Origin of the sequence: Kribbella sp. NPDC049584 (assembly GCF_040675555.1) — a bacterium.
Lineage (GTDB): Bacteria > Actinomycetota > Actinomycetes > Propionibacteriales > Kribbellaceae > Kribbella.
The window spans coordinates 336,227-358,938 of record NZ_JBFAPF010000004.1 but is presented as its reverse complement, the minus strand read 5'-3'; the positions used below and the strand labels follow the sequence as shown (position 1 = coordinate 358,938).

Annotated in this window: 21 protein-coding genes; 8 read left to right on the top strand and 13 right to left on the bottom strand. The window is 68.4% G+C overall.

Going from position 1 to position 22,712, the window contains the following annotated elements:
* The first annotated feature begins 103 nt into the window (after nt 1–103).
* The 5 genes from AB0J62_RS17975 (at nt 104) to AB0J62_RS17955 (ending at nt 5,607) form a co-directional block, all read left to right on the top strand.
* Entirely contained in the window at nt 104–1,555 is a 1,452-nt protein-coding gene (locus AB0J62_RS17975; protein WP_363871517.1) for an amidase, read from the top strand.
* 166 nt (nt 1,556–1,721) lie between these two features.
* Nucleotides 1,722–2,324: a helix-turn-helix domain-containing protein gene (locus AB0J62_RS17970; protein ID WP_363871514.1), complete on the top strand. Its 603-nt coding sequence runs from the start codon at nt 1,722–1,724 to the stop codon at nt 2,322–2,324.
* 2 nt (nt 2,325–2,326) lie between these two features.
* Entirely contained in the window at nt 2,327–3,211 is an 885-nt protein-coding gene (locus tag AB0J62_RS17965) for an ABC transporter ATP-binding protein (protein ID WP_363871511.1), read from the top strand.
* Complete coding sequence (locus tag AB0J62_RS17960; RefSeq protein ID WP_363871508.1) at nt 3,208–4,794, top strand: ABC transporter permease; 1,587 nt, start codon at nt 3,208–3,210, stop codon at nt 4,792–4,794. Before AB0J62_RS17965 ends, AB0J62_RS17960 begins: the two co-directional genes overlap by 4 nt.
* 39 nt (nt 4,795–4,833) lie before the next feature.
* Complete coding sequence (locus AB0J62_RS17955; protein ID WP_363871505.1) at nt 4,834–5,607, top strand: DUF899 family protein; 774 nt, start codon at nt 4,834–4,836, stop codon at nt 5,605–5,607.
* On the opposite strand, the gene AB0J62_RS17950 is transcribed toward AB0J62_RS17955, so the two are convergent.
* Nucleotides 5,579–6,346: a DUF1206 domain-containing protein gene (locus tag AB0J62_RS17950; RefSeq protein WP_363871502.1), complete on the bottom strand. Its 768-nt coding sequence runs from the start codon at nt 6,344–6,346 to the stop codon at nt 5,579–5,581. The genes AB0J62_RS17955 and AB0J62_RS17950 overlap by 29 nt on opposite strands.
* A 28-nt stretch (nt 6,347–6,374) precedes the next feature.
* The gene (locus AB0J62_RS17945; RefSeq protein WP_363871499.1) at nt 6,375–7,370 is read right to left on the bottom strand and encodes a stage II sporulation protein M; all 996 of its coding nucleotides are present in this window, start codon (nt 7,368–7,370) and stop codon (nt 6,375–6,377) included.
* Nucleotides 7,371–7,443: 73 nt separating this feature from the next.
* Between AB0J62_RS17945 and AB0J62_RS17940 the strand changes: the two genes are divergently transcribed.
* Nucleotides 7,444–8,406: an RDD family protein gene (locus AB0J62_RS17940; RefSeq protein ID WP_363871496.1), complete on the top strand. Its 963-nt coding sequence runs from the start codon at nt 7,444–7,446 to the stop codon at nt 8,404–8,406.
* A gap of 54 nt (nt 8,407–8,460) precedes the next feature.
* Here the strand turns inward: AB0J62_RS17940 and ahcY are convergent, their stop codons facing one another.
* Nucleotides 8,461–9,897, bottom strand: a complete 1,437-nt coding sequence (gene ahcY, locus AB0J62_RS17935; RefSeq protein ID WP_363871493.1) for an adenosylhomocysteinase — start codon at nt 9,895–9,897, stop codon at nt 8,461–8,463.
* A 274-nt stretch (nt 9,898–10,171) separates the two neighbouring features.
* Between ahcY and AB0J62_RS17930 the strand changes: the two genes are divergently transcribed.
* A complete protein-coding gene (locus AB0J62_RS17930) occupies nt 10,172–10,531 on the top strand; it encodes a MerR family transcriptional regulator (protein ID WP_350848619.1) in 360 nt (119 codons plus the stop codon).
* Here AB0J62_RS17930 and AB0J62_RS17925 read toward each other — a convergent pair.
* From AB0J62_RS17925 to AB0J62_RS17890, 8 genes are all read right to left on the bottom strand, one after another.
* Nucleotides 10,528–11,487 carry a cation diffusion facilitator family transporter gene (locus AB0J62_RS17925; RefSeq protein WP_363871489.1) on the bottom strand — a complete coding sequence of 320 codons (960 nt, stop codon included), beginning with the start codon at nt 11,485–11,487 and terminating at the stop codon, nt 10,528–10,530. The two genes, AB0J62_RS17930 and AB0J62_RS17925, sit on opposite strands and share 4 nt — an antisense overlap.
* Nucleotides 11,488–11,526: 39 nt before the next feature.
* On the bottom strand, nt 11,527–12,675 hold the full coding sequence (gene manA, locus AB0J62_RS17920; RefSeq protein ID WP_363871486.1) for a mannose-6-phosphate isomerase, class I: 1,149 nt from the start codon (nt 12,673–12,675) through the stop codon (nt 11,527–11,529).
* Complete coding sequence (locus tag AB0J62_RS17915) at nt 12,675–13,751, bottom strand: SIS domain-containing protein (RefSeq protein WP_363871483.1); 1,077 nt, start codon at nt 13,749–13,751, stop codon at nt 12,675–12,677. The genes manA and AB0J62_RS17915 overlap by 1 nt, the downstream gene beginning before the upstream one ends.
* Before the next feature lie 10 nt (nt 13,752–13,761).
* Nucleotides 13,762–13,965: a Trm112 family protein gene (locus AB0J62_RS17910; RefSeq protein ID WP_130444460.1), complete on the bottom strand. Its 204-nt coding sequence runs from the start codon at nt 13,963–13,965 to the stop codon at nt 13,762–13,764.
* Nucleotides 13,966–15,351, bottom strand: a complete 1,386-nt coding sequence (locus tag AB0J62_RS17905; RefSeq protein WP_363871478.1) for a phosphomannomutase/phosphoglucomutase — start codon at nt 15,349–15,351, stop codon at nt 13,966–13,968.
* A 37-nt stretch (nt 15,352–15,388) separates the two neighbouring features.
* Nucleotides 15,389–16,144 (bottom strand): ThuA domain-containing protein, encoded by a 756-nt coding sequence (locus AB0J62_RS17900; protein WP_363871475.1) that lies wholly within the window; start codon nt 16,142–16,144, stop codon nt 15,389–15,391.
* Nucleotides 16,137–17,225 carry a Gfo/Idh/MocA family oxidoreductase gene (locus AB0J62_RS17895; protein WP_363871472.1) on the bottom strand — a complete coding sequence of 363 codons (1,089 nt, stop codon included), beginning with the start codon at nt 17,223–17,225 and terminating at the stop codon, nt 16,137–16,139. Before AB0J62_RS17895 ends, AB0J62_RS17900 begins: the two co-directional genes overlap by 8 nt.
* A 90-nt stretch (nt 17,226–17,315) precedes the next feature.
* Nucleotides 17,316–17,762 (bottom strand): metallopeptidase family protein, encoded by a 447-nt coding sequence (locus tag AB0J62_RS17890; RefSeq protein ID WP_363871469.1) that lies wholly within the window; start codon nt 17,760–17,762, stop codon nt 17,316–17,318.
* Nucleotides 17,763–17,793: 31 nt separating this feature from the next.
* Between AB0J62_RS17890 and AB0J62_RS17885 the strand changes: the two genes are divergently transcribed.
* A complete protein-coding gene (locus AB0J62_RS17885; protein ID WP_363871466.1) occupies nt 17,794–18,177 on the top strand; it encodes a DUF3499 domain-containing protein in 384 nt (127 codons plus the stop codon).
* Between the two features lies 1 nt (nt 18,178).
* On the opposite strand, the gene AB0J62_RS17880 is transcribed toward AB0J62_RS17885, so the two are convergent.
* Nucleotides 18,179–19,663: a DUF5719 family protein gene (locus tag AB0J62_RS17880; RefSeq protein ID WP_363871463.1), complete on the bottom strand. Its 1,485-nt coding sequence runs from the start codon at nt 19,661–19,663 to the stop codon at nt 18,179–18,181.
* Nucleotides 19,660–22,575 (bottom strand): glycosyltransferase family 2 protein, encoded by a 2,916-nt coding sequence (locus AB0J62_RS17875; RefSeq protein WP_363871460.1) that lies wholly within the window; start codon nt 22,573–22,575, stop codon nt 19,660–19,662. The genes AB0J62_RS17880 and AB0J62_RS17875 overlap by 4 nt, the downstream gene beginning before the upstream one ends.
* Between the last annotated feature and the right edge of the window lie 137 nt (nt 22,576–22,712).

Sequence of the window (22,712 nt, the reverse complement as noted above, 5' to 3'; positions counted from 1 at the left end):
TTACCGGTCGGATCTGGTCCACTCCGTGAGGCAGGACGCGTTCTGTTCCGTTGCGTGAAGTGGTATTTCGTGGCTTCGTTCGGGCGTGGTTAGCGTCGGATTCATGGAGTGGATTTTTCGGACGGCCGAAGAGTTGGTGGCCGCACTGCGTGCCGGTGAAGTGAATTCGGTGGAGCTGATCGATGAGGCGATTGCGCGGATCGAGCGCGAGGACAAGGTGATCAACGCGATCTGTGTGCAGGACTTCGATCGTGCGCGGGCCGCGGCGCGCGATGCCGACGAGGCGCGCGCCCGCGGCGAGGATCGGCCGTTGCTCGGTGTTCCGGTGACGGTCAAGGAGTCGTACAACATGGCTGGGTTGCCTACGACCTGGGGCATGCCGCAACACCGGGACTATGTGCCGGCCGAGGACGCCGTACAGGTGTCGCGGCTCAAGGCCGCGGGCGCGGTCGTGCTGGGCAAGACCAACGTGCCCTTGGGGTTGCAAGACATCCAGAGCTTCAACGAGATCTACGGCACCACCAACAATCCGTGGGATCACGGCCGTACGTCGGGGGGATCGTCCGGCGGATCAGCGGCGGCCCTCGCGTCCGGGTTCGGCGCGTTGTCCATCGGCTCGGATCTTGCCGGTTCGCTGCGTACGCCCGCGCATTTCTGCGGCGTCTATGCGCACAAGCCGACCCTCGGACTGGCGGCAACCCGCGGGATGGTCGCGCCGCCGGCTCCGCCCTGGCCGATCGACCTCGACCTCGCCGTCGTCGGTCCGATGGCGCGCTCTGCCCGCGACCTCACGCTCCTGCTCGACGTCATGGCCGGACCGGACCCGCTGACGCACGGCATGGCGTACGACGTGAAGCTGCCGCCCGCACGCCACGAGCGGATGAGCGACTTCCGGGTCCTGGTCGTCGACGAGCATCCGCTTATCCCGACCGGGTCCGCCGTACGGGCGGGCGTGAACCGGGTGGCCGACGCGCTTGTCGACGGCGGCGCCCGTGTCGAACGGCGTACTCCGTTGCTGCCCGATCTGGCCGAAGGCGCCTTGATTTACATGCAGTTGCTGTTCTCGGGGTCTGTCGCGCGTTTTCCCGTCGACGCCTACGAGGAGCTGCGGACCCGCGCCGCCGGGCTGAGCCCAGATGACCAGAGTCTCGACGCGGCGCAGCTACGCGCGATGGTGTTCAGCCACCGCGACTGGATCGAGACGAACAACCGCCGCGAGATCCACCGTCAGGGCTGGCGGCAGCTCTTCACCGAGTTCGATGTCGTGGTGTGCCCGATCACGCCGACTCCCGCGTTCCCGCACGACCACAACCCCAACCCACTGGAACGCCGGATCGACATCGACGGCGTCGACTACCCGTACTTCAACCAGCTCGTCTGGGCCGGCATCCCCACCATGCCCGGCCTCCCCGCCACCGCCATCCCCACCGGCCACTCCCCCACCGGCCTACCGGTCGGCGCCCAACTCATCGGCCCCCTGTTCGAGGACCGCACCCCACTAAGACTCGCCGAACTACTAGAACAAAACCTCGGCGGCTTCCAGCCACCCAGGTAGGGCTGTGCGGTCCCCTCGACAGCCGGACCGTGATCGCACCAGGCTTCCACGCCGGCCGCTTCCAGGCCGGCGTATCGCCGCGGGGGAGATACGGGGCGAACAAGTTTGGGGTTGACTACACGATTGTGTAGTAGTTTGCTTTTGTGTGTAGGGAGAGGAGTTGGCTGTGGATCGGGCGGCGGAGGATCTGACGGCTCGGGCTCGGATTCGGGATGCGGCGATCAAGTTGTTCGGGGAGCGGGGGATCGAAGGGGCTTCGATTCGGGATATCGCCGCGGAGGCGGGGGTGTCGTCGGGGCTTGTCAGGCATCACTTCGGGTCGAAGGAGGCGTTGCGGGACGCCTGTGACCGGTATGCGAAAGAGCGCATGATGCAGATCGGCGCGGAGCTCACGCAGGACGGTGATCTCACCGGGCTGGATCCGCTCGCGCTACATCCGATCGCGTTTCCGCTGCAGTTGTACCTCGTGCGCTCGATGATGGACGGCTCCGAGACCGCGACCGCGCTGTTCCTCGAAGGGGTCGACGCGGTCGAGGCGTGGGCGGCCGGTTACGGCATCACCCCGAAGGATCCCCGCGGGTACGCCGCCGCGCTCGCCGCGATCAAGCTCAGCGTTCTCATCCTGCGCGATCAGGTCTCGAAGGCGCTCGGCGAGGACATCACCACCCCGGCGGGCTACAACCGGATCGGCCAGGCCCTGATGGAGGTCTTCACGATCCCGCTGCTCACTCCGGAACAAATCGACAAGATTCGGAAACAGGAGAAGTGATCATGCCGGCTGCGATCAGCACGGAAGGTCTGGTCAAGTCGTTCGGGCGGACCCTTGCCCTGGACGGTCTCGACCTCACGGTGCGAACCGGTGAGGTGCATGGGTTCCTCGGCCCGAACGGCGCGGGGAAGACCACCACGATTCGCATCCTGTTGGGCATGACCCGCGCGGACGAGGGGACCGCGCGGGTCCTCGGCGGCGATCCCTGGTCGGACGCGACCGACCTGCATCGCCGCCTGGCCTACGTTCCCGGTGACGTGACGCTCTGGCCGAACCTGTCCGGCGGCGAGGCGATCGACCTGCTCGGTCGCATGCGCGGCGGCATCGACAAGAAGCGCAAGGCCGAGCTGCTCGAACGCTTCGACCTCGACCCGCGGAAGAAGGCCCGTGCGTACTCGAAGGGCAACCGCCAGAAGGTCGCGCTGGTCGCCGCATTCGCGTCCGACGTCGAGCTGCTGCTTCTCGACGAGCCGACAAGCGGCCTGGATCCCTTGATGGAGGAAGTGTTCCGCGAAGTCGTGAAGGAGACGGGTCGGACAGTTCTGCTGTCCAGCCACATCCTCTCCGAGGTCGAGGCGCTCTGCGATCGGGTCACGATCATCCGGGCCGGCCGTGCGGTCGAGAGCGGAACGCTCTCCGAGCTGCGACACCTGACACGTACGTCGATCCAGGCCGAGCTGGTCGGACCGATGAACGGCCTGGCCCAGCTGACCGGCGTACATGACCTCAAGGAGACCGAGGGACGCGTTCAGTTCGACGTCGACGCGGACGAGCTCAACCCGGTGCTGCGACGTTTGACGGAGATCGGCGTACGGAGTCTCGTGAGCCAGCCGCCCTCGCTGGAGGAGCTGTTCCTGCGGTTGTACGAACCCGAGGCCGTGAAATGAAGACCCTGGCGGGCACGGGCGGCCTGATTCGGCTGATCCTGCGCCGCGATCGGATCGTCCTGCCGTTGTGGATCGTGCTGCTGGTGGCGATCTCGGTCAGCTACGTGAAGGAGTACGGCGATCTGTTCCCGACGCCGGACTCCCGCATCAAGTACGCGAGCAACGCCGGCTTCATCACCTTGTACGGCGAACTGTCCGGGCCCAGCCTCGGCGAATTCGTCACCTGGCGACTCGGATTCGTGCCGGTGATGGTCGGACTGATCAGCCTGCTCACGGTGATCCGGCACACCCGGGTCGAGGAGGAGACCGGTCGTCGTGAGTTGCTCGGGGCAACCGTCATCGGACGGCACGCACAGCTGGCGGCGGCACTGATCACAGTCTTCGGCGCAAACCTGATCCTCGGCGTGCTACTTGCCTTGGGCATGCACAGCCAGGACCTGCCACTGGCGGGATCCATTGCTATAGGCATCGTTTACGCCAGCACCGGATGGTTCTTCGCGGCAGTTGGTGCGGTGGCCGCGCAGTTGACTGCCAGTGCTGGTACGGCGCGTGGCATGGCGATCGGCGTGCTCGGCGGCGCCTACGTACTCCGGGCAGCCGGCGACACCAGCGCACACACCAACGGGCCGCTCGCCTGGTTGTCGTACCTGTCCCCGATCGCTTGGGCACAGCGGATCCACCCGTACGCCGAGAACCGTTGGTTGTTGGGAGCACTGATGCTCGCGGCAACCATCGCACTCACAACGACAGCCGTCGTTCTCGCAACCAGACGGGACATCGGCGCCGGACTGTTGCCGGACAAGCTCGGCCCCGCAGAGGGCGCCCTCGGCTCCCCACTCGCGCTCGCCTGGCGGCTGCACCGCGGTCTCCTCGCGGCCTGGACGGTCGGATTCGCCTTGCTGGGCTTCTTGTTCGGCGGTGTCGCCAAGGGTGTCGGCGACATGATGAAGGACGATCGGACCATCCAGGAGATGTTCCAGCGGATGGGCGGGTCGGCCGGATTGATCGACTCGTTCCTGGCTGGAGTGATGACGCTGGTCGGGTTGATCGCGTCGGCGTACGCCGTGCAGGCAATGCTGCGGATGCGCATCGAGGAGAGCAGCGGGCGGGCCGAGCCCGTGCTGGCGACCGCGACGAGTCGCTGGCAGTGGGCCGCGAGTCATCTCGTCTTCAGCCTGCTCGGCCCGGCGGTTGCGTTGCTCGCGGCCGGTGTGGCCGAAGGCCTGGCGTACGGCGTCGCGATCGGCGACGTCGGGGGGCAACTACCGCGACTGGTCGGCGCGGCGCTCGCGCAACTCCCGGCCGTGTGGGTCCTGGCCGCGATTGCCATCGCGATCTTCGGGTTCTTCCCGCAGGCGTCGATGATCTCGTGGGCCGGACCCGCTGTCTGCATTCTGATCGGCCTCGTGAGCGCGGGTGTCACCACAGCCGGGTGGATCCGCAACATCTCGCCGTTCACCCACCTCCCGTCGCTACCGGGCGGAACCGTGTCCGCAGGTCCACTGATCACCCTGCTCGCGATCGCTGTTGTCGTCGGCTTCGCGGGCTTGGTCGGGCTGCGCCGGCGCGATCTTCCTGCCTGACCACGTCGAGAACCGGGTACCGGCTCCGACGTGGCCGGTATGAGAGAACACGAACGAGCAGTTCCCGACAGCACGCCACTCCCGCCGGTGGTGGATCGGGCGACGTTCGACGCGGACCTTGATCAGCTGCGCGCCAGGGAGAAGGCCCACACGCGAGAAGCAGACGCGATTGCGGCCCAGCGACGCAGATTGCCGATGGTCGAGGTCGACGCGAGCATCACGATTACCGGATCGAGCGGTCCGGTCACCCTGCTCGAAGCATTCGAAGGACGCAAGCAACTCCTCGCCTACTACTTCATGTGGCACACAGGCCATCCGGCAGCAGAACAGTGCCAAGGCTGCACCTGGTGCACAGGACAAGTGCAGGAGATCTCCTACCTGCACTCGCGCGACATCACGTTCGCCGTCTTCGCCCAGGGCCCGTACGCCGAGAGCCGTGCGTACCGAGACTTCATGGGCTGGACGATGCCGTGGTACTCCGGGGTCGGATCGCTGGAGCGCCTGCTGGTCGGGCGGAACATCGGGCAGATGTACCTGATCTCGTACATGCGCCAGGGCGATCGTGTCTTCGAGACGTACTGGACGACCATGCGCGGCGTCGAGGTGATGGACAACAACTACGCGCTGATGGACCTCACGGTCTACGGACGCCAGGAGCCGTTCGAGGACTCGCCGGACGGCTGGCCCAAACAGTGGGCGCGCGAGGACCCGGTGCTGCCGAAGACCATCGACGGACGGCCGATCTCGCAGTGGTCGCGGATCGAGGGCGGTCGCTCCGACGAGCTCACTTCCGGGCGTTCCTCGACCAGCTGAACGCGTAGAACCCGAACGCGGCGATACCGATCGCGAGCACCGTCAGCAGCACGGATCCGAATGGCTGGTCCTTGATCGTGTGCAGCGCCGTGTCGAGACCACCGGCCTTCTTCGGGTCGTAGCTGATCGCGGCCCAGCCGAACAGGATGCCGACGACCACGAACGCGACGCCCTTCGCGGCGTACCCGATGCGGCCGAGCAGGACGGTCACCTCGGAGACGCCGCCGACCAGGTCCTCCATGAACTTCTTCGTGATCGCCTTGTAGACCTGGTAGCAGCCGATCCCGATGATCGCGACGCCGACCGCGACGATCAGGACCCGCCCCGGACCGTGAGCCATGATCCGGGCGGAAAGCGTCTGCTGCCCCCCGGTGCTCGACCCGCCGGAGCCGACGGCGACCTTCACCGCACTGATGCCCAGCACGAGGTAGACGATCGCGCGCCCCACGGACGAGACCTTCTTCTGGGTGTCGAGATGGCCCCAGACGAGCTCAAGCACCCGCCACACGACCAGTGCGAACATGCCGATCGCCACGATCCACAGCAGGACTCCACCGAGCGGCTGCCCGGCCAGTTCCTGCAGCGCGCCTTGTTGCGAGGCTTCCTTGGAGGACTTGCCCCACGCGAGTTGCAGGGCGATCCACGCGATCAGGAGGTGTACGACGCCGTACGCGATCAGACCGACGGTGATCCCGACGTCGTAGGTCCGGCTGTATCTGACTTCCTGGGCGGTGCTCATACCCCTCCCGGTGCCCTCCGCGAAACGATCAGGCGGAGACGGGTGCGCTCGCTTCCCGGTCTGCTTCGTCGATATCGCCGTACTCACCGTGACGATAGGCGCGGCGGCCGAGGGTCCAGACGTAGGTGAAGAACGCCAACTCGGCCAGGATGCCGATCGTCACGCGGACCGGTGCCGGCAGGAACGGTGTCACGAAGCCCTCGATCAGACCGGTCAGGAGGAGTACTGCGGCCAGACCGATCGCCATACCGATCGTGGCGCGTCCTGTCTGGGCGAGCGCCTGCATTCGAGTGCGGGGCCCAGGAGCGACCCAGGACCAGCCGAGACGCAGTCCGGCCGCCGTCGCGACAAACACCGCGGTCAGCTCGAGCAGCCCGTGCGGCGCGATCAGGGTGAAGAACAGGCCGCCCTCGTCGTGGCCGATCATCAGACCGGCGCTCAGACCGAGGTTGATCGCGTTGTCCCACAGGACGAGGACGGACGGGACCAGGAGGATGCCCAGGGCGAGTACGGCGGCACTCAGAGTCGCGTTGTTGATCCAGACACGGAGAGCGAAGTCCTGCGCCGGGTTGTCCGAGTAGTACGACTGGAAATCGTGCTCGACGAACTGCTTGATCTGGTCCGGCGTGCCGATGGAGTCGATCACCTCTGGGTGGGCCAGCACTCGCCAAGCAGTCCAGGCAGCCACCAGGTAGAACAGCAGACCGATGGTGAGCCACCAGCGTCTGGAGGCGTACAGCGCGGCTGGGAAGCTCACCAGGAAGTACTTCGAGATGTCACGCCAGACAGGAGCCTGCGCACCGGTCACCGCACCACGGGCGTCGGCGATCAGGCCGGACAGGCGACCGATCGACACCGGATCCGCCCCGGCGGCCCGGAGCGCGGCCAGGTGCGTGCCAACGCGCTGGTAGAGGATGACGAGCTCTTCGGCCTCCGCACCGGACAGGCGGCGCTGGCGACGGGTCAGGTAGGCCAGGCGGTCCCACTGCGGCTGGTGCACCGATACGAACGCTTCGACGTCCACAGCTACCCCCTTCCTCCACCCGACTGCTGGCAGACTAGCCGGACGCAGTGTCTAGGCAGGAGGGGGCGACGACGTGTCTCAGCTGGTCACCGGCGAAGCGGTCGTCCTCCAGGTGCGGATCGCCAGGATGCCGACGCGGGCGCTGGCGTGTGCGATCGACGTGGCGCTGCAGGGCGTCGTACTGGTGGTGCTGGTCTCGTTGCTGGCCGGGTTCCTGCTCGGGAGCGAGTCCAGCGAGGCGCTGGCGGTCGCGCTGATCTTCATTGTCGTACTGCTCGTGGCGGTCGGCTATCGGGTCCTGATGGAGACGCTGACCCGCGGGCGGACCATCGGCAAGATGGTGCTCGGACTGAAGGTGGTCCGTGACGACGGCAGTTCGATCCGGTTCCGGCACGCGCTGGTGCGGACGCTGATGTGGTTCTTCGTCGACTTCGCGCCGTGGTTCGCGGCCTGTCCGGGGATCGTGGCGAGTCTGATGAACAAGCAGGGCAAGCGGATCGGTGACATGGTCGCCGGTACGGTCGTCATCCGCGAACGCCACCAGCCGATGGCGTCACCGCCGCTGTTCGTCCCCGGCCATCTGGTGCAGTGGGCGCAGTCGCTGGAGCTCTCGCGCCTGTCCGACGACCTGGCCAACTCGGCCCGCGACTACCTGGCCCGCTACACCGACCTCCTGCCCGGCGCGCAGATCGCGCTCGGCGAGGCACTGGCCGCGCGCATGGCCACCGTGACGGCCCCGGCTCCACCAGTCCCGATCATCGCCCCTGCGTACCTCTCCGCGGTCCTGGCCGAACGCCGCCGCCGCGAGCTCATCCGCCTCTCCACCCACCGGCCCACCCAGACCGGCCCGTTCGCAAACCCGTCGTACGCCGTCCCCGCCGGTCCCTTCACCCCACCCAGCCCGTACGGCGCACAGGTTCCCGTACACGCACCGAGCCCCTTCATCCCACCCCCGCCACCCTCAACTCCCCGCCCAGCCACCGTGAACGCCCAAGGCTGGGCGACTCCAGGCAGCAACGAAGCCGGGTGGTTCTGACCCAAAGCGAAGCGCCCCACAGGTCTGACCTGTGGGGCGCTTGCTGTGGGGGGATCAGTAGCGGTAGTGCTCCGACTTGTACGGTCCTTCGACCGGTACGCCGAGGTACGCCGCCTGCTCCTTGGAGAGCTCGGTCAGCTTGACGCCGAGCGCGTCCAGGTGGAGGCGGGCGACCATCTCGTCCAGGTGCTTCGGGAGCACGTAGACGTCGGTCGGGTACTCCGCGGTCTTCACGAAGAGCTCGATCTGGGCCAGGACCTGGTTGGTGAACGAGTTCGACATCACGAACGACGGGTGGCCGGTGGCGTTGCCCAGGTTCAGCAGGCGGCCCTCGGACAGAATGATGATCGTGTGGCCGTCCGGGAACCGGAACTCGTCGACCTGCGGCTTGATGTTGATCCGCTCGACACCGGGGGTCTTGTACAGGCCGGCCATGTCGATCTCGTTGTCGAAGTGGCCGATGTTGCCGACGATCGCCTGGTGCTTCATCGCCGCCATGTGGTCGGCGGTGATGACGTCCTTGTTGCCGGTGGTGGTGACGAAGATGTCACCGATCCCGACCACGTCGTCCATCGTGCTCACCTGGTAGCCGTCCATCGCGGCCTGCAGCGCGCAGATCGGGTCGATCTCGGTCACGATCACCCGGGCGCCCTGGCCGCGCAGCGACTCCGAGCAGCCCTTGCCGACATCGCCGTACCCGCAGACGACCGCGACCTTGCCGCCGATCAGCACGTCGGTGGCGCGGTTGATGCCGTCGATCAGCGAGTGCCGGCAGCCGTACTTGTTGTCGAACTTCGACTTGGTCACCGAGTCGTTGACGTTGATCGCCGGGAACAGCAGCGCGCCGGCCTTGTGCATCTCGTACAGCCGGTGCACGCCGGTGGTGGTCTCCTCGGTGACACCCTTGATGCCCTGGCCGATGGTGGTCCACTTCGACGGCGACTCGGCCAGCGTGCGGGTCAGCAGCTTCAGGACGACGCCGTACTCCTCGGAGTCCGCGGTCGACGGGTCCGGTACGGCGCCCGCCTTCTCGAACTCGGTGCCCTTGTGGACGAGCATGGTGGCGTCGCCGCCGTCGTCGAGGATCATGTTCGGGCCTTCGGCACCCGGCCAGGTCAGCGCCTGCTCGGTGCACCACCAGTACTCCTCCAGCGTCTCGCCCTTCCAGGCGAACACCGGGACGCCGGCGGGGGCGTCGGCCGAGCCCTCGGGGCCGACGACGACCGCGGCCGCGGCGTGGTCCTGGGTGGAGAAGATGTTGCAGGAGACCCAGCGCACCTCGGCGCCGAGCGCCACCAGCGTCTCGATCAGCACCGCGGTCTGGATCGTCATGTGCAACGAACCCATGATCCGGGCCCCGGACAGCGGCTTGCTGTCGCCGTACTGCTTGCGCATCGCCATCAAGCCGGGCATCTCGTGCTCGGCCAGCCGGATCTCCTTGCGCCCGAACTCGGCCAGGCCGAGATCCGCCACCTTGTAGTCGAAGGTCATGCCGCTCCCCTGAAGACTGTGATTGGTACTCGCTTAGGTGATGGCTGGTGACTCCGCGCCGTAGCGAGCAAGTGCTCGGCGCGGTAGCTCGGCGCACGGGGGCGAAGGTCTCGATGCGGAGCATCGTGGCCTTTGCACCCGTGCGGCGAGGTGCCGTGCCGAGTGCTGCGCAGTAGGCGGGGAGTCACCAGCCATCACCTCAGCCTAGAGGGGCGAGCCACGCGGTTTGATCGCTCCGGGCGCGATTTTGACACCGAAATGTCAAGATTGAGATATGCGCATCACCGAGGCCGCTCGCCAGCTGGGTACCACTCCACGCATGCTGCGCTACCGGGAGGCGCTCGGGTTGCTCCCGCGGTCCCGGTCCGAACACACGGCCCAGCGCCAGTACGACGACCGCGACCTCGCTGCCGTCCAGCTCGCACTCGACCTCGAACGCCGGTACGACGTGACGCCGGCCGCGCTGGCGTTCGCGCTCCGGGCACTCGCCGAGCCCTCGGTGGCCGCCGACATCCGCAACCTCGGCTACCGCACCGGCCGCCTCACCGCACCCCCGACCCAGGCCCAGATCGACCGCGACCGCGCGCTCAGGTGGCTGGGCCGGTCCGGCGTGCTCCCACCCAAGCCTCGTTAGTGCGAGGGTGCCTCGGGTACGGCGGGGCGCTCGTCGGGGACGTGGTTCTCCTGGTAGACGTCGGGCTCGAGGTAGATGTGCTGACTCATCGGCTCGGCGGCGCGGATCGCGCGTTCGGCCGCGTCGATGGTCTCGGCCACGACCGACGCATCGGTGGTCGGCTCGACGCCGAGCTTGGCGGCGACCAGGACCTCCTCCGGGCCGAGGTGCAGGGTCTTGATGTGGATCAGCCGCTGGACCCCCGGGGTGTTCTCGATCGCCGCGACGATCTTCGCCTGCGACTCGCTGGTCGCGGACTCGCCGAGCAGCAGCGACTTCATCTCGATCGCCAGGAAGATCGCCACGCAGACCAGCAGCGCGCCGATCGCCATCGATCCCAGACCGTCGAACACACCGTTGCCGGTGGCAAGCGTCAGCACGACGCCGATCAGCGCCAGCACCAGACCGGTGAGCGCGGCGAAGTCCTCGAGCAGGATGACCGGCAGCTCCGGGGCGCGGGCGTTGCGGACGAAACGGACCCAGGGCACGTGGCCGCGGATCTTGTTCGCCTCGTGGATCGCGGTCCGGAACGAGAAGCTCTCCATCAGGATCGCGAGCACCAGCACCGCGACCGGAACCCACTTCCAGCTGTCGATCCCGTGCGGGTCGTGCACCTTGTGATAGCCCTCGTACAGCGCGAACAGACCGCCGACGCTGAACAGCACGATCGACACGATGAACGAGTAGACGTACCGCTCCCGGCCGAACCCGAACTGGTGCAGCTCGTCCGCGGCTCGCTTCGCCCGCTGGCTGCCGACCAGCAACAGCACCTGGTTGCCCGCGTCGGCGAGTGAGTGGATCGCCTCGGCCAGCATCGACGCCGACTGGGTCAGGGCCCAGGCGGCGAACTTGGTGACCGCGATCCCGGTGTTCGCCAGCAAAGCCGCGACAACGGCCTTGTTTCCGCCACCAGCCATGGTTGTTCAGGTCCTCCCAGAAAACGGTGCCGTCAGGGATCAGCGTGCGGACACGACGAATGCCGTGCCGGAACCACGCAAGATACAGGGTCCTTCGGGTCCCGCGGCGAACGCGGACTGGCCTGTGGACAACGTCACCGAAGAATCTTTGCCCGCAGCATCGATCGTGCCCGCGACACAGCAGATGATCCGCGGTCCGACTCCGTCGACGGTCCGCTCGCCGCCGTCCAGATCGACCCGGTGGATGGCGAAGTACGGGCAGCCGGTCTCGTAGACACCCTCGTCATCGGCCGTCAGCACCGGGTCGTCCAGCGGCGCGAAGTCGACCACAGAGACCAGCTCCGGTACGTCGATGTGCTTGTGCGTCAGCCCACCGCGCAACACGTTGTCGGAGTTCGCCATCACCTCGAAACCCAGGCCGTGCAGGTACGCGTGCACGTTCCCCGCCGGCAGGTACACCGCGTCGAACCGCTCCAGGCGGACCCGGTTCAGCAGCAGTGCCGCGAGCACGCCGGGATCGTCCGGGAAGTCCGCGCACAACTTCGAGAGCGTCTCCCGCTCCAGCTCGAACGCGTCCCCGACGTACTGCGCGACGGCCTCGCCGAGCGCACCGACCAGCGGACGGATCGCGTCCCGGTCGGCACTCATGAATTCGGTGAACGCGTCGCGGAGCTTCCCGTCGCGCAGCTGGTCCGTGAGTTCACCGAACCCGGTCGGCGCCAGCGCCTCGAGCAGCGCGATCGTCCGGTCCAGCGGGCGGAAGCCCACCAGCGCGTCGAACGGCCCGAGCGCGATCAGGATCTCCGGCTTCGGCCAGGCGTCCTTGTAGTTCCGGTCCGCGGCGTCGCGGGGAATCCCGGCCGCCTCGTCCCGCTGGTACCCGTCGATCGCCTGGTCCCGGGAGGGATGCGCCTGGATCGACAACGGCTGCCCCGCCGCCAGCAGCTTGGCCAGGAACGGGAACCGGCCCTCGAACCGCTCGGCCGTCTCCTCGCCCAGCACCGCGGCCGGGTCGTCCGACACCACGTCGTACAGGGTGTCGCCGTTGGGCAGCACCGACGGCGCGGACTCGTGCGCGCCCATCCACATCTCGGCCTGCGGCGTCCCGTCCGGCTCCACGCCGAGCAGCTCGGGGATCGCGGTCAGCGAGCCCCAGGCGTAGTCCCGGATGGTGTTCTGCAGCCGCATTACCACGCCAGGTCCTCCGAAGGGTTCCCCGAACCGGCCGGGTCGTCCACGGTCGCCATACCGTGCCGGCCGAGGCCGATCCCGAGGTACGCCGCGGCGTAGCGGCCCTGCTGGGTCAGAGCGGCGTACCGGGCGACATCCGTGCCGTTGGCCTGCGTGATCGTGTGCACGCGAACGTCGTGAGCCTCGGCCTTGGACTCCAGCTTGCGGCGGTGCTCGGCGACGCCGGCCTCCTCGATACCGTCGTCGAGGATGATCAGCGCCGGCCGGAGCTCGGCCGGCTTGTCGAACGGGTCCGCGAACAGGTCCCGCGGCGGCTGGTTGAGCACCGGCAGCAGATGGCCCGCGTCAGCAGCCAGCGCCGGCCGGCCACTGGCCAGCCGCAGCGCCTCGACCACGCGGCGCGCTGCACGCGCGGCCAGCACAGAGCCACCCCAGACCAGCGGCAACGCGTCCGCCAGCACCAGAGCGAGATCCTTCGCCGGGTTGGATGCCACGTCGTTGTTGGGCGAGCACTCGATCGCTACGTCGTCCAGCAGCGCCGCGACGGCCTTGTGGTCCACCTCCGGCCCCAGCTCCATCTGGTGCAGCGCCTGCAGTACGGCGACGGCAGCAGCCAGCTGGTCGTCCGACTGGGACGGCAACCGGATCGCGTGCCGGAGACCAGCCGACGCGATCGCCACCGGGGAGTCCTCCGGCGCAGCCACCATCAGGCCGCAACCCCGGCGTACCGCTTCGCCGGCGGCCGACACCGCGTCCAGGTCCTCGGCGGCGCCGCCCAGCACGACCACCAGGTCCAGCGGACCGGCCCAACCGGGCAGCCCCGGACCAGGCCAGGCCAGGAAGGGCACCGGGCAGACCGGCTCGAGCACGGCCCGCACCAGCCGCGCGTCCCGGCCGGCCGCGACCACGGCCCGCGGCCGGAAGCCGTCGGACTGGAGCGCGGACAGCACGTCGGCGGACGCCTCCAGCTCGGCCCGGATCCGGGCCCCGGCCATGGCCAGCCGGCGGAGCAGGTCGTCTGCCGCCTCGAGAGCGGCCGGGTCGTCCAACCGGGTGTCGTCGAAGACGCTCATCAGTTTCCCGTCAGCTCTCTGTCGCGGCGGTTTCCCTGGTGTCCCGGGCTTCGTCGATCAGCAGCACCGGGATGTCGTCACGCACCGGGTACGCCAGCGCGCACGACGCGTTCGTGCAGACGAGCTCGTTGGCCTCGTCGTCCACGCGGAACTCCGAGCGGCACTTCGGGCAGACCAGGATGCTCAGCAGGTCCGGGTCCAGATTGACTGCCATTCAGTTCTCCTCCACCGATGCGCCGGTGATCAGGGCCAGTACTTCGTCACGGACACGTTCCATCTCGGACCGGTCCGAGGCCTCGACGTTCAGCCGCAGCAACGGTTCCGTGTTCGACGCACGGACGTTGAACCACCACTGTCCCGCCGACACGGTCAACCCGTCCAGATGGTCGACGGTCACGCCGTCGAGGCCAGAATACGTATCTTCGATCGCCGCGACCGTCGCCGCGGCGTCCGCGACCTTGTTGTTGATCTCGCCGGACGCGACGTACCGCTCGTACTCGGCGAACAGCTCGCTCGCCGGCTTGTCCTGCTCACCGAGCGCGGCCAGCACGTGCAGCGCGGCCAGCATGCCGGTGTCGGCCCGCCAGAAGTCGCGGAAGTAGTAGTGCGCGGAGTGCTCGCCGCCGAACACCGCGTCGGTCTCGGCCATCTTCTGCTTGATGTTCGAGTGCCCGACCCGGGTCCGGACCGCGACGCCGCCGTGCTCGGCGATCAGCTCCGGGACGGCCTTGGAGGTGATCAGGTTGTGCAGGATCGTCGCGCCGGGGTGTTTGGCCAGCTCCCGGACGGCGACCGCGCCGGTGATCGCGCTGGGCGAGATCGGGTCGCCCTTCTCGTCGATCACGAAGCAGCGGTCGGCGTCGCCGTCGAAGGCGAGCCCGAGGTCGGCGCCGGTCTCGCGGACCTTGGCCTGCAGGTCGACCAGGTTCTTCGGGTCGAGCGGGTTCGCCTCGTGGTTCGGGAAGTTGCCGTCGAGCTCGAAGTACATCGGGATGATCGTCACCGGCCCCTTGGCGAACACCGCCGGCACGGTGTGGCCGCCCATGCCGTTGCCGGCGTCGACGACCACGGTCAGCGGGCGGATGCCGCTCAGGTCGACCAGGTCGTGCAGGTGATCGGCGTACGCCGTGAGCAGGTCCTTGTGGGTGACATGTCCCGCCGCCCGGCCCGTCGCCGGCCCTTCGGTCACGGACTTCGCGACCAGGTCGGCGATGTCGCGCAGACCCGAGTCGGCGCCGACCGGAGCGGCGCCCGCGCGGCACATCTTGATGCCGTTGTACTTGGCGGGGTTGTGGCTCGCCGTGAACATCGCGCCGGGCAGGTCGAGCCGGCCGGACGCGAAGTACAGCTCGTCGGTGGACGCCAGGCCGATGTCGATCACATCCGCGCCGGTGCTGGTCACCCCCTCGGCGAATGCCGCCGCCAGGGCCGGGCTCGACGGTCGCATGTCGTACCCGATCACGACCGCCCCCGGACCCGCGAGGACGTCCAGGACCTCGACGAACGCGGCGCCGGTCGCCCGGGCCACCGCTTCGTCCAACTGGTCCGGGACGACCCCACGCACGTCGTACGCCTTGAAGATCGCCGCAACGTCAGCCATGCGTGGACCCTATCCGGCCCACGCACGAACCTGTATTTCAGGCCTTCTCGAACCAGCCGATGTCCTTGCGGTGGTGCACCGTCGGCAGCTGGCGCGGGACGACCGGGGCCGCCCACCTGGCCGCGTTGGCGAGGATCTGCTGGACCTCGTCCTGGTGGTACGTCGGGTACTCCTGGTCACCGGGACGGAAGTAGAAGACCCGGCCCTGGCCGCGGCGGTAGCAGCAGCCGGAGCGGAACACCTCGCCGCCGGTGAACGAGCTGACGAAGACCAGCTCGTCCGGCTGCGGGATGTCGAACAGCTCGCCGTACATCTCCTCGCGCTCGATCACCAGCGGGTGCGGGATGCCCTGCGCGATCGGGTGGCCGGCCGCGACCGTCCAGATCAGCTCGCGGTCGTTCTCGGCGCGCCAGTCGAGCGAGCACGTCGTCCCCATCAGCTTGATGAAGATCTTGCTGAAGTGCGCGGAGTGCAGCGCGATCAGGCCCATACCGGACAGCACGTGCTGCTGGACCCGCTCGACGATCGCGTCGTCGACGTCGCCGTGCGCGGCGTGCCCCCACCAGGTGAGTACGTCGGTGTCCGCGAGCACCTCCTCGGTCAGACCGTGCTCCGGATCCTGCAACGTGGCGGTGCGTACGACGACGTCCTCGCCCAGCTTGGCGCGCAGCGCGGCCGCGATCGTGCCGTGCATGGTGTCGGGATAGACCTTGCGCACGGACTCGTCGCGACTCTCGTGGACGTTCTCGCCCCAGACGGTGACCCGAATCGGACCTTGAGCTGTCCTAGTCATGCAGCACAACCTCTCGTCCCGCCTTCGCCGAGGCGTAGCAGGCGTCGATGACCTCGGTCCGTAGCAGCGCCTCGGACCCGTTCTGCCCTTCCCACTCGCCGGACTTCACGATCCGGACGAACTCCCGCACCACGCCGCGGTGACCGAGCCCCGGGCCGGTCGCGGGCTTCACCTCGGCGGCGACGCCGGCGACATCGGTGAAGATCCGCAGCGTGTCCTCGGTGGTGTAGTTCTGCACCTCGATCTTGGCGCCGCCCTCGGTGCCGAACAGCTCGATGCCGAAGTTGTCGCCCGGCGCCCGGTACGTCGCCCAGCTGGTCTCGAGCTGCAGCGCTCCGCCGCCCTGCAGTCGCAGGTACGCCGTGGCCAGGTCCTCGACCTCGAACTTCGAGCCGAGCGTGTCCACGGTCGGGCGGTCCGGCGTACTCGAACTGCCGCGGCCGCGCGGCCCCAGCTCCGCGAACGTGTTCGCCGACACCGTCGTCACCTGCGGTTCGCCGAGCAGGTGCAGCGCCATGTCGAGGATGTGCACGCCGAGGTCGATCAGCGGACCGCCGCCGGACAGCTCCCGGTTGGTGAACCAGCCACCCATCCCGGGGATGCCGTTGCGGCGCATCCAGTGCGCTTTCGCGTAGTAGATCCGGCCGAGCTGACCCTCGTCGATCTGGTGCTTGAGCGCGATGACGTCACCGCGCTCGCGGTGGTTGAACACCACCTTGAGCACCCGGCCGGCCGCCTTGGACGCCTCGACCATCGCCGTACCCTCGGCGACGGTCCGCGCCAGCGGCTTCTCGGACAGCACGTGCAGGCCCTTCTCCAGCGCCTTGAGCGCGATCGGGGCGTGCAGCTGCGTCGGCGTACCGATGCTGACCGCCTCCAGACCGGGCGTCTCGAGCAGGTCCTCCCAGCGCTCGTAGAGGTGCGGTACGCCGTGCTTGTCGCCCAGGGTGGTGAGCGTGTCCTTCTCGAGGCCCGCCAGCGCGATCACCTCGACGTCCGGCAGCTCGGAGAACGCCTCCAGCGCGGTACGTCCCGCGAAGCCCAGCCCGACGACACCGACCCGCAGTTTTTGATCGTTCACAGTTGACGATCCTCTCCCGCTGACAACGTTGGACACAATCAGCTTTCCACACTACGGAACAGGATCGAACGCGGGTGGGTGCGTCGTACCTCAGTCGTCGTCGGTGTCGAAGTCGGGATCGATCTGCTCGGGGGACAGCGCGAGCACGTCGGCCAGCTCGAGCACGAGGGCGCTGCGGACCAGCCAGGACAGGCCGGCGCCGGAGCGTTCGGCGCGGAGCTCGATCGGGCGGCGGAAGACGACGATCCGGTACGGCTCGTGGGAGGTGCCGCCGGTGGCGTGGGTGAGCGGGATCTCGGTGGCGTCCAGGTCGAGGTTCGGCACGTCCTCGATCGCGAACTCGACCCGCGCGACGACCTGCGGCAGCCGCTTCTCGAGCCGGGTCACCTCGATCGCGACCACCTCGTCGAACTGGGCCGCGGCGGACCGCTGCAACGGCAGACCGCGCGGCGCGAACTTGCTCGGCCGGCTGATCGGGCCGAGCATGCCGCGGCCGTGGCGGTCGATGTGCCTGCGATGACGGCGAGCCTCGGTCACGCGCTCAGCCTAGTGGGGGTAACGTCTGTGCGTGAGCATCGCCAGGATCTGTTCGCGCGCCGGATGTCAGAAGCCTGCCGTATCGACGCTCACCTACGTCTATGCCGACTCGACCTGCGTCCTCGGTCCACTGGCGACGTACGCCGAGCCGCACTGCTACGACCTGTGCGCCGACCACGCCGACCGGCTGACCGCTCCGAACGGCTGGGAAGTCATCCGGCTCGCTCCGGACCCGGCAGCTGCCGGTCCGTCCTCCGATGACCTCGAAGCCCTGGCGAACGCAGTCCGCGAAGCAGCGCGCCCCTTGCCGCGTCGTGAGCCCGGAGCGGGTACTCCGGGGGCTCCTGTCGAGATAGCCCGCCGCCGTCACCTGCGCATGCTCCAGGACCCCGGCGCCAACACCTCCGAAGGCTGAGCTACCGCAGAGCGGCGCTCACGTCCGGCTGGGCACCCAGCTGAGCACGGAACACCAGCGACGTCGTCAACGGCCACGCAGCGACCTGCGCCACGTCGTCCTTGGCAGGCTTCGCCGCCGGCATCAGCGTGACGCCGGCGACAACGGTCCCCCGCGTCTGCTGCACCATCAGGTACGTCGGACGCGGCTGCGCCGGGAGCGAGACCTGCGACGTCGCACCACCGACCACGTCGAGCGCACGCGTGACCAGCGCCCGCCCGGCCACGTCGCGCAGCTCGAACTTCACGCTGCCGGTCTTCCCGGGCGCGGTCACCTGCAGCACGACCGGCTGCTTGTGCGCCGGCAGGACCAGGTACGCCGGACCGGTCAGCGCATCCGCCGACCCGATCGACGCGAACTCGGTCCGGGCCGCGTCCGTGATCCGCATCGACGCGGTGACGGGCTGATCCGAGGTCAGAGTGATCGCGCTGGGATCACCGTGCAGCACCGGGTCGAGCATGATCGTCTTCACCGAGCCGGCCGCGACCTGCACGGTCTCGAATCCAGCTGGTTTGAACGACCCGTTCGGCCCGTTGACGGTGAGGCCCACGGTCGCTTGCAGGTCCGACGGGTTGGCGATCGACAGGATCCGCAGTCCACCACCCGGCGCGGCCGCGGGGACGAAGACCTTGGTGGCAGGCGCCGCCGACGTGTTCAGCCAGTCCACTCCAGCAGGAACGCTGTTGCCGGTGGACGCATTGGAGCGCACAGCTGCCGCCACGCGACCACCCGTCGACTCCACGTGCAGGGCGATATCCCGCAGGTTCGGAGCAACCTGCTTGAGGTACAGAAAGGACGTGCCACGGGCGGGTACGACGATGCCTCGTGCGGCGGGAAGGTCCTGCTGACCGGTCCGCGCGTACACGGTGACGTTCACCTCGGCGTTGATGCTGTCCAGGTTCGTGAGAACCAGTACGTCGCGCCGATCACTCGCACCGGATGCGCCGACGAACCAGAAGTCCGATCCGGGCTGCTGGCACGGCACGCTCGCCATACCGGAGTTCACACCCTCCTCAGCAGTCGTCGTGCTCGTGCCGGCTGTGCCGGCGGCGAGTGGTCCGGTACCTTCGATGGACAGCGGCTCCGGCTTCACGACCACAGGGCTCGAACCGATGAAGCCACGCTTCAGGATCGACCCGACCGGGTTGGACGTGGCCGGCAGTGGGGCGATCGTCAGCGGTTGAGCGCTACCCGCTGCGGTCGGCGTACCTTCGGGCAGCGTCGGCGACACACCGTTCACCACGCTGGCCATCTTGCCGCCGGCTGCGAGCACCGGGCAGGACAGCGCCGTACGGTTCACCACTGTGCGAGCAGGTTCGGTCGCGGCGGCTGCCGGGCTTGTGTCGGGTTTCTTGGGGTGCGTGACGACGCCGAGCCCTGCCAGCACGGCCATGGCAGCGATGACGGCCCCGAGCCGGAGACGCGGGTCGGACAACAACGGGCTCACCGCGGGTCCCTCCTGGCGTGGGTGCCATGCGGTACTGCGACCGTCCGGCGAACTGTCGGCAGGCAGAACACCAGCGCGATGATCCAGCCGATCAGGCCGAGGATGCGCCACATCGTGTGCGTCTGGTCGTTCAACGGCGTCTTGCCCTCGATCTTCGACCGGTCCACCAGCCACGAGGCATCGCCGTCGTTCGCACTCGCCCTGGTCAGGCCGGGCAACGAGTCGAGCGTGGACGCCAACGTCGGGTCCACCGGACCGGGCAGATACACATAGTCGATCGCGAGAGCGGCCAACTGCCGGCCTTCCTCGCCACTGCCGCCACCACCCAGGGTCGCGAGCACATCAGTGATCGGCTTGCTCTGCGCGGGCGTCGGCGCCGCCTCCAACGCACCCATCCGCGGTCCGCCGTCCTTGACCAGCGCGAATCGCATCTGCCCGGCCGGCGGTTTGCGCACGACCAGGATCGACTGGTTCTCCGGCGGATCCTGCGACGACACCAGGTACGCCGGGAGGTCCTGCGCCGGGCCGCTCCACAACGGGCCGTCGGTGCCACGCACCAGCCAGAAACCCGCCGTCACAACGGTTGTCAGCAACACGATGCCGAGCACGCCCTGCACGATGATCTCGGTGGACTTGCCGACCGAGTCCCACGCAACCGTGACGGCGATGATCCAGCCGGCCGTCATCAGGAACATCAACGGCCCACTGCCACCGCCCAGCCGGCTGGCAACCAGCGTGCCCGCCAGACCAGCCAGTGCGGCGAACCAGCCGAGCAGTTCGTACCGCTGGCGCGACTCGCGCAGCAGACTGACCAGCGCGACCAGAATCAGCGGTACTGCGAACCACCACGGCGCCGGCGCACCAATCGGCGTACCGGTCAGCAGATGCTGCAGACTGTTGCCCGGACCGACCGCAGCGGTCGGCGGACCGCCCGCCTCCTGGCCGAGCTTGGACGGGTGCTGCACCAGGTCGATCGTCCACGGCAGCACGAGCAGCAGACCCAGTACGACGGAGAACACCAACTGCCGGCCCTGTCGACGCCAGCCGAGCCCGAACACTGCGCCCAGCACCAGGATGACCGCGATCAGCAGACCAAGGGCCGGCGTGAACGCGAACAGCACCGCCAGACAGATACCGGCGAACCACGCAGCGCGCCAACTGCCCTGAACGTACACGCGCCGACGCCGGGCAACCGTGTGTACGGCGGCACCGAGCAGCGGCAGCACGATCGCTGCCACACACGTCCCGAGCCGCCCCTGCGAGATAGCGCCGTTCGTGAACACGGCCAGCCCGTACGCCGCTGCGCCCCAGGCCCGCGCGACGCGGTCGACGACGAACGAACGCAGCATCGCCCACGCAGCCAGAGCAGCGAGCGGCACCGCGCCCAGCAGGAGGATGTTCGTCGCACCGGATGGACCGAACATCACCGTTGAGAACGCCCAGAGCTGCCCCAGCCAAGCAGGCGGAGTCACACCGGGCGGAGCGGAAGCTGCTGCGTGCCAGAGGGCCGCGATGTTGTCGTGCGCCGGGAGCAACAGGTTCGACCGCAGGAACCCGCCGCCGATCAGGTCGCGCGCAGCAATCAGCGCACCGATCGCCAGCACGACCCAGGCGCCGAGGAACGGCCGCCGGATCAGCTGACGGCGCCACCGCGGCTGGTCGACCGCCACGCGGGCCGTGGATTTGGCTCGCCGTGCAGTGGTGACGACCTGCTCTTCGGGCTCGTCCGCCCAGGCTTCCCGGATCCGCTCGGAGATCGTGCCGGTCGTCTCCTCCAGGTTGTGCCGCAGTGCGTGCACCGACCGGGAGAACAGGCCTTTGATGTGGTCGTACGGAACCTGATCGAGATTGCGTCTGTTCTTGCGGGCCTGCGTCCAGCCGCCGGCCAGCAGCGTGCCGAGCAACGCGGTCCACTCGTCGACAGCACCTGATGGCGTCTTGCCGATCAAGAACCAGATCGAGCGCAGCACTGTGCCGAACAGGAACCGCAGGATCAGCAGCGGCAGCAGCTTGCCCGGCGCGTTCGCGAGAACCGTGTAGTAGGCATGCGCGCGGTCCAACTGGTACGCGTGCCGCCTCGTGCCGGCCAGTGCCCGCTCACCGGTCGCGGCGGCCTGTGCGTGGTAGATGACCGCGTCGGGTGCGACGCCCACCTGGTACCCCGCGCGGCTGGCGCGCCAGCCGAAGTCGATGTCGTCGCGGAACATCGGCAGCCGCGGGTCGAAACCGTGCAGCGCCTCCCAGACGTCGCGACGTACGAGCATGCCGGCCGAGCTGACCGCGAGGACGTTCCGCGGTTGGTCGTGCTGGCCCTGGTCGAGCTCACCGGTTTCGATCCCGGTGTCCCGGCGGCCGCCGAGCGAGGTGGTGACGCCGACCTCGAGCAGCTCGCGGTCACGCGGCCACAGCCGCAGCTTCGGGCCCCAGACGCCGGTCGCCGGCGACATAGTGGCCTGAAGCAACAATTTCTCCAGGGCCTTCGGCGCCGGCGCGCAGTCGTCGTGCAGCAGCCACAGCCACTCGACCACGGGCATGTGCCCGTCATCGCCGTACGGACCGACGGCGCTCGGGATCGGCGCGAAACCGTGTGCTTCGAGGCCGCGGGCGACCGCCGTACCGAAACCGGTGCGGGCCGAGACGCTGACGACAGGCTCGACGCCCGGCATCGCGGCGAGCAGCTCGGCGGTCTCGTCGGTGGATCCGGTGTCGACCGCGATCAGCCGGTCCGGCCGTGGGTTCAGCGCCCACAGTGCCTCGGACAGGCGCGGCAGCCAGGCCGCACCCTCGTGACCCACCACCACCGCGGTGACGACATGCCGGACCCGCGGACGACCCATCGGGTCGTCGATGTGATCGGTCGGGAAGTCGACGGAGTCGAAGAATTCCCAGCCGGCCGGAGCTTCTTGTTCCATGCGGAGCTGTGACACCTCGATGCTTGCGGACGGTCACCGTGACCGCAGGTCCCGGCGAGGACTCACCATACAGCCGCCCGCCGAGCGCATGGAAAGCCGCGGGCCCCGGGCGACGTTCGCCCGGGGCCTCGCGGAAG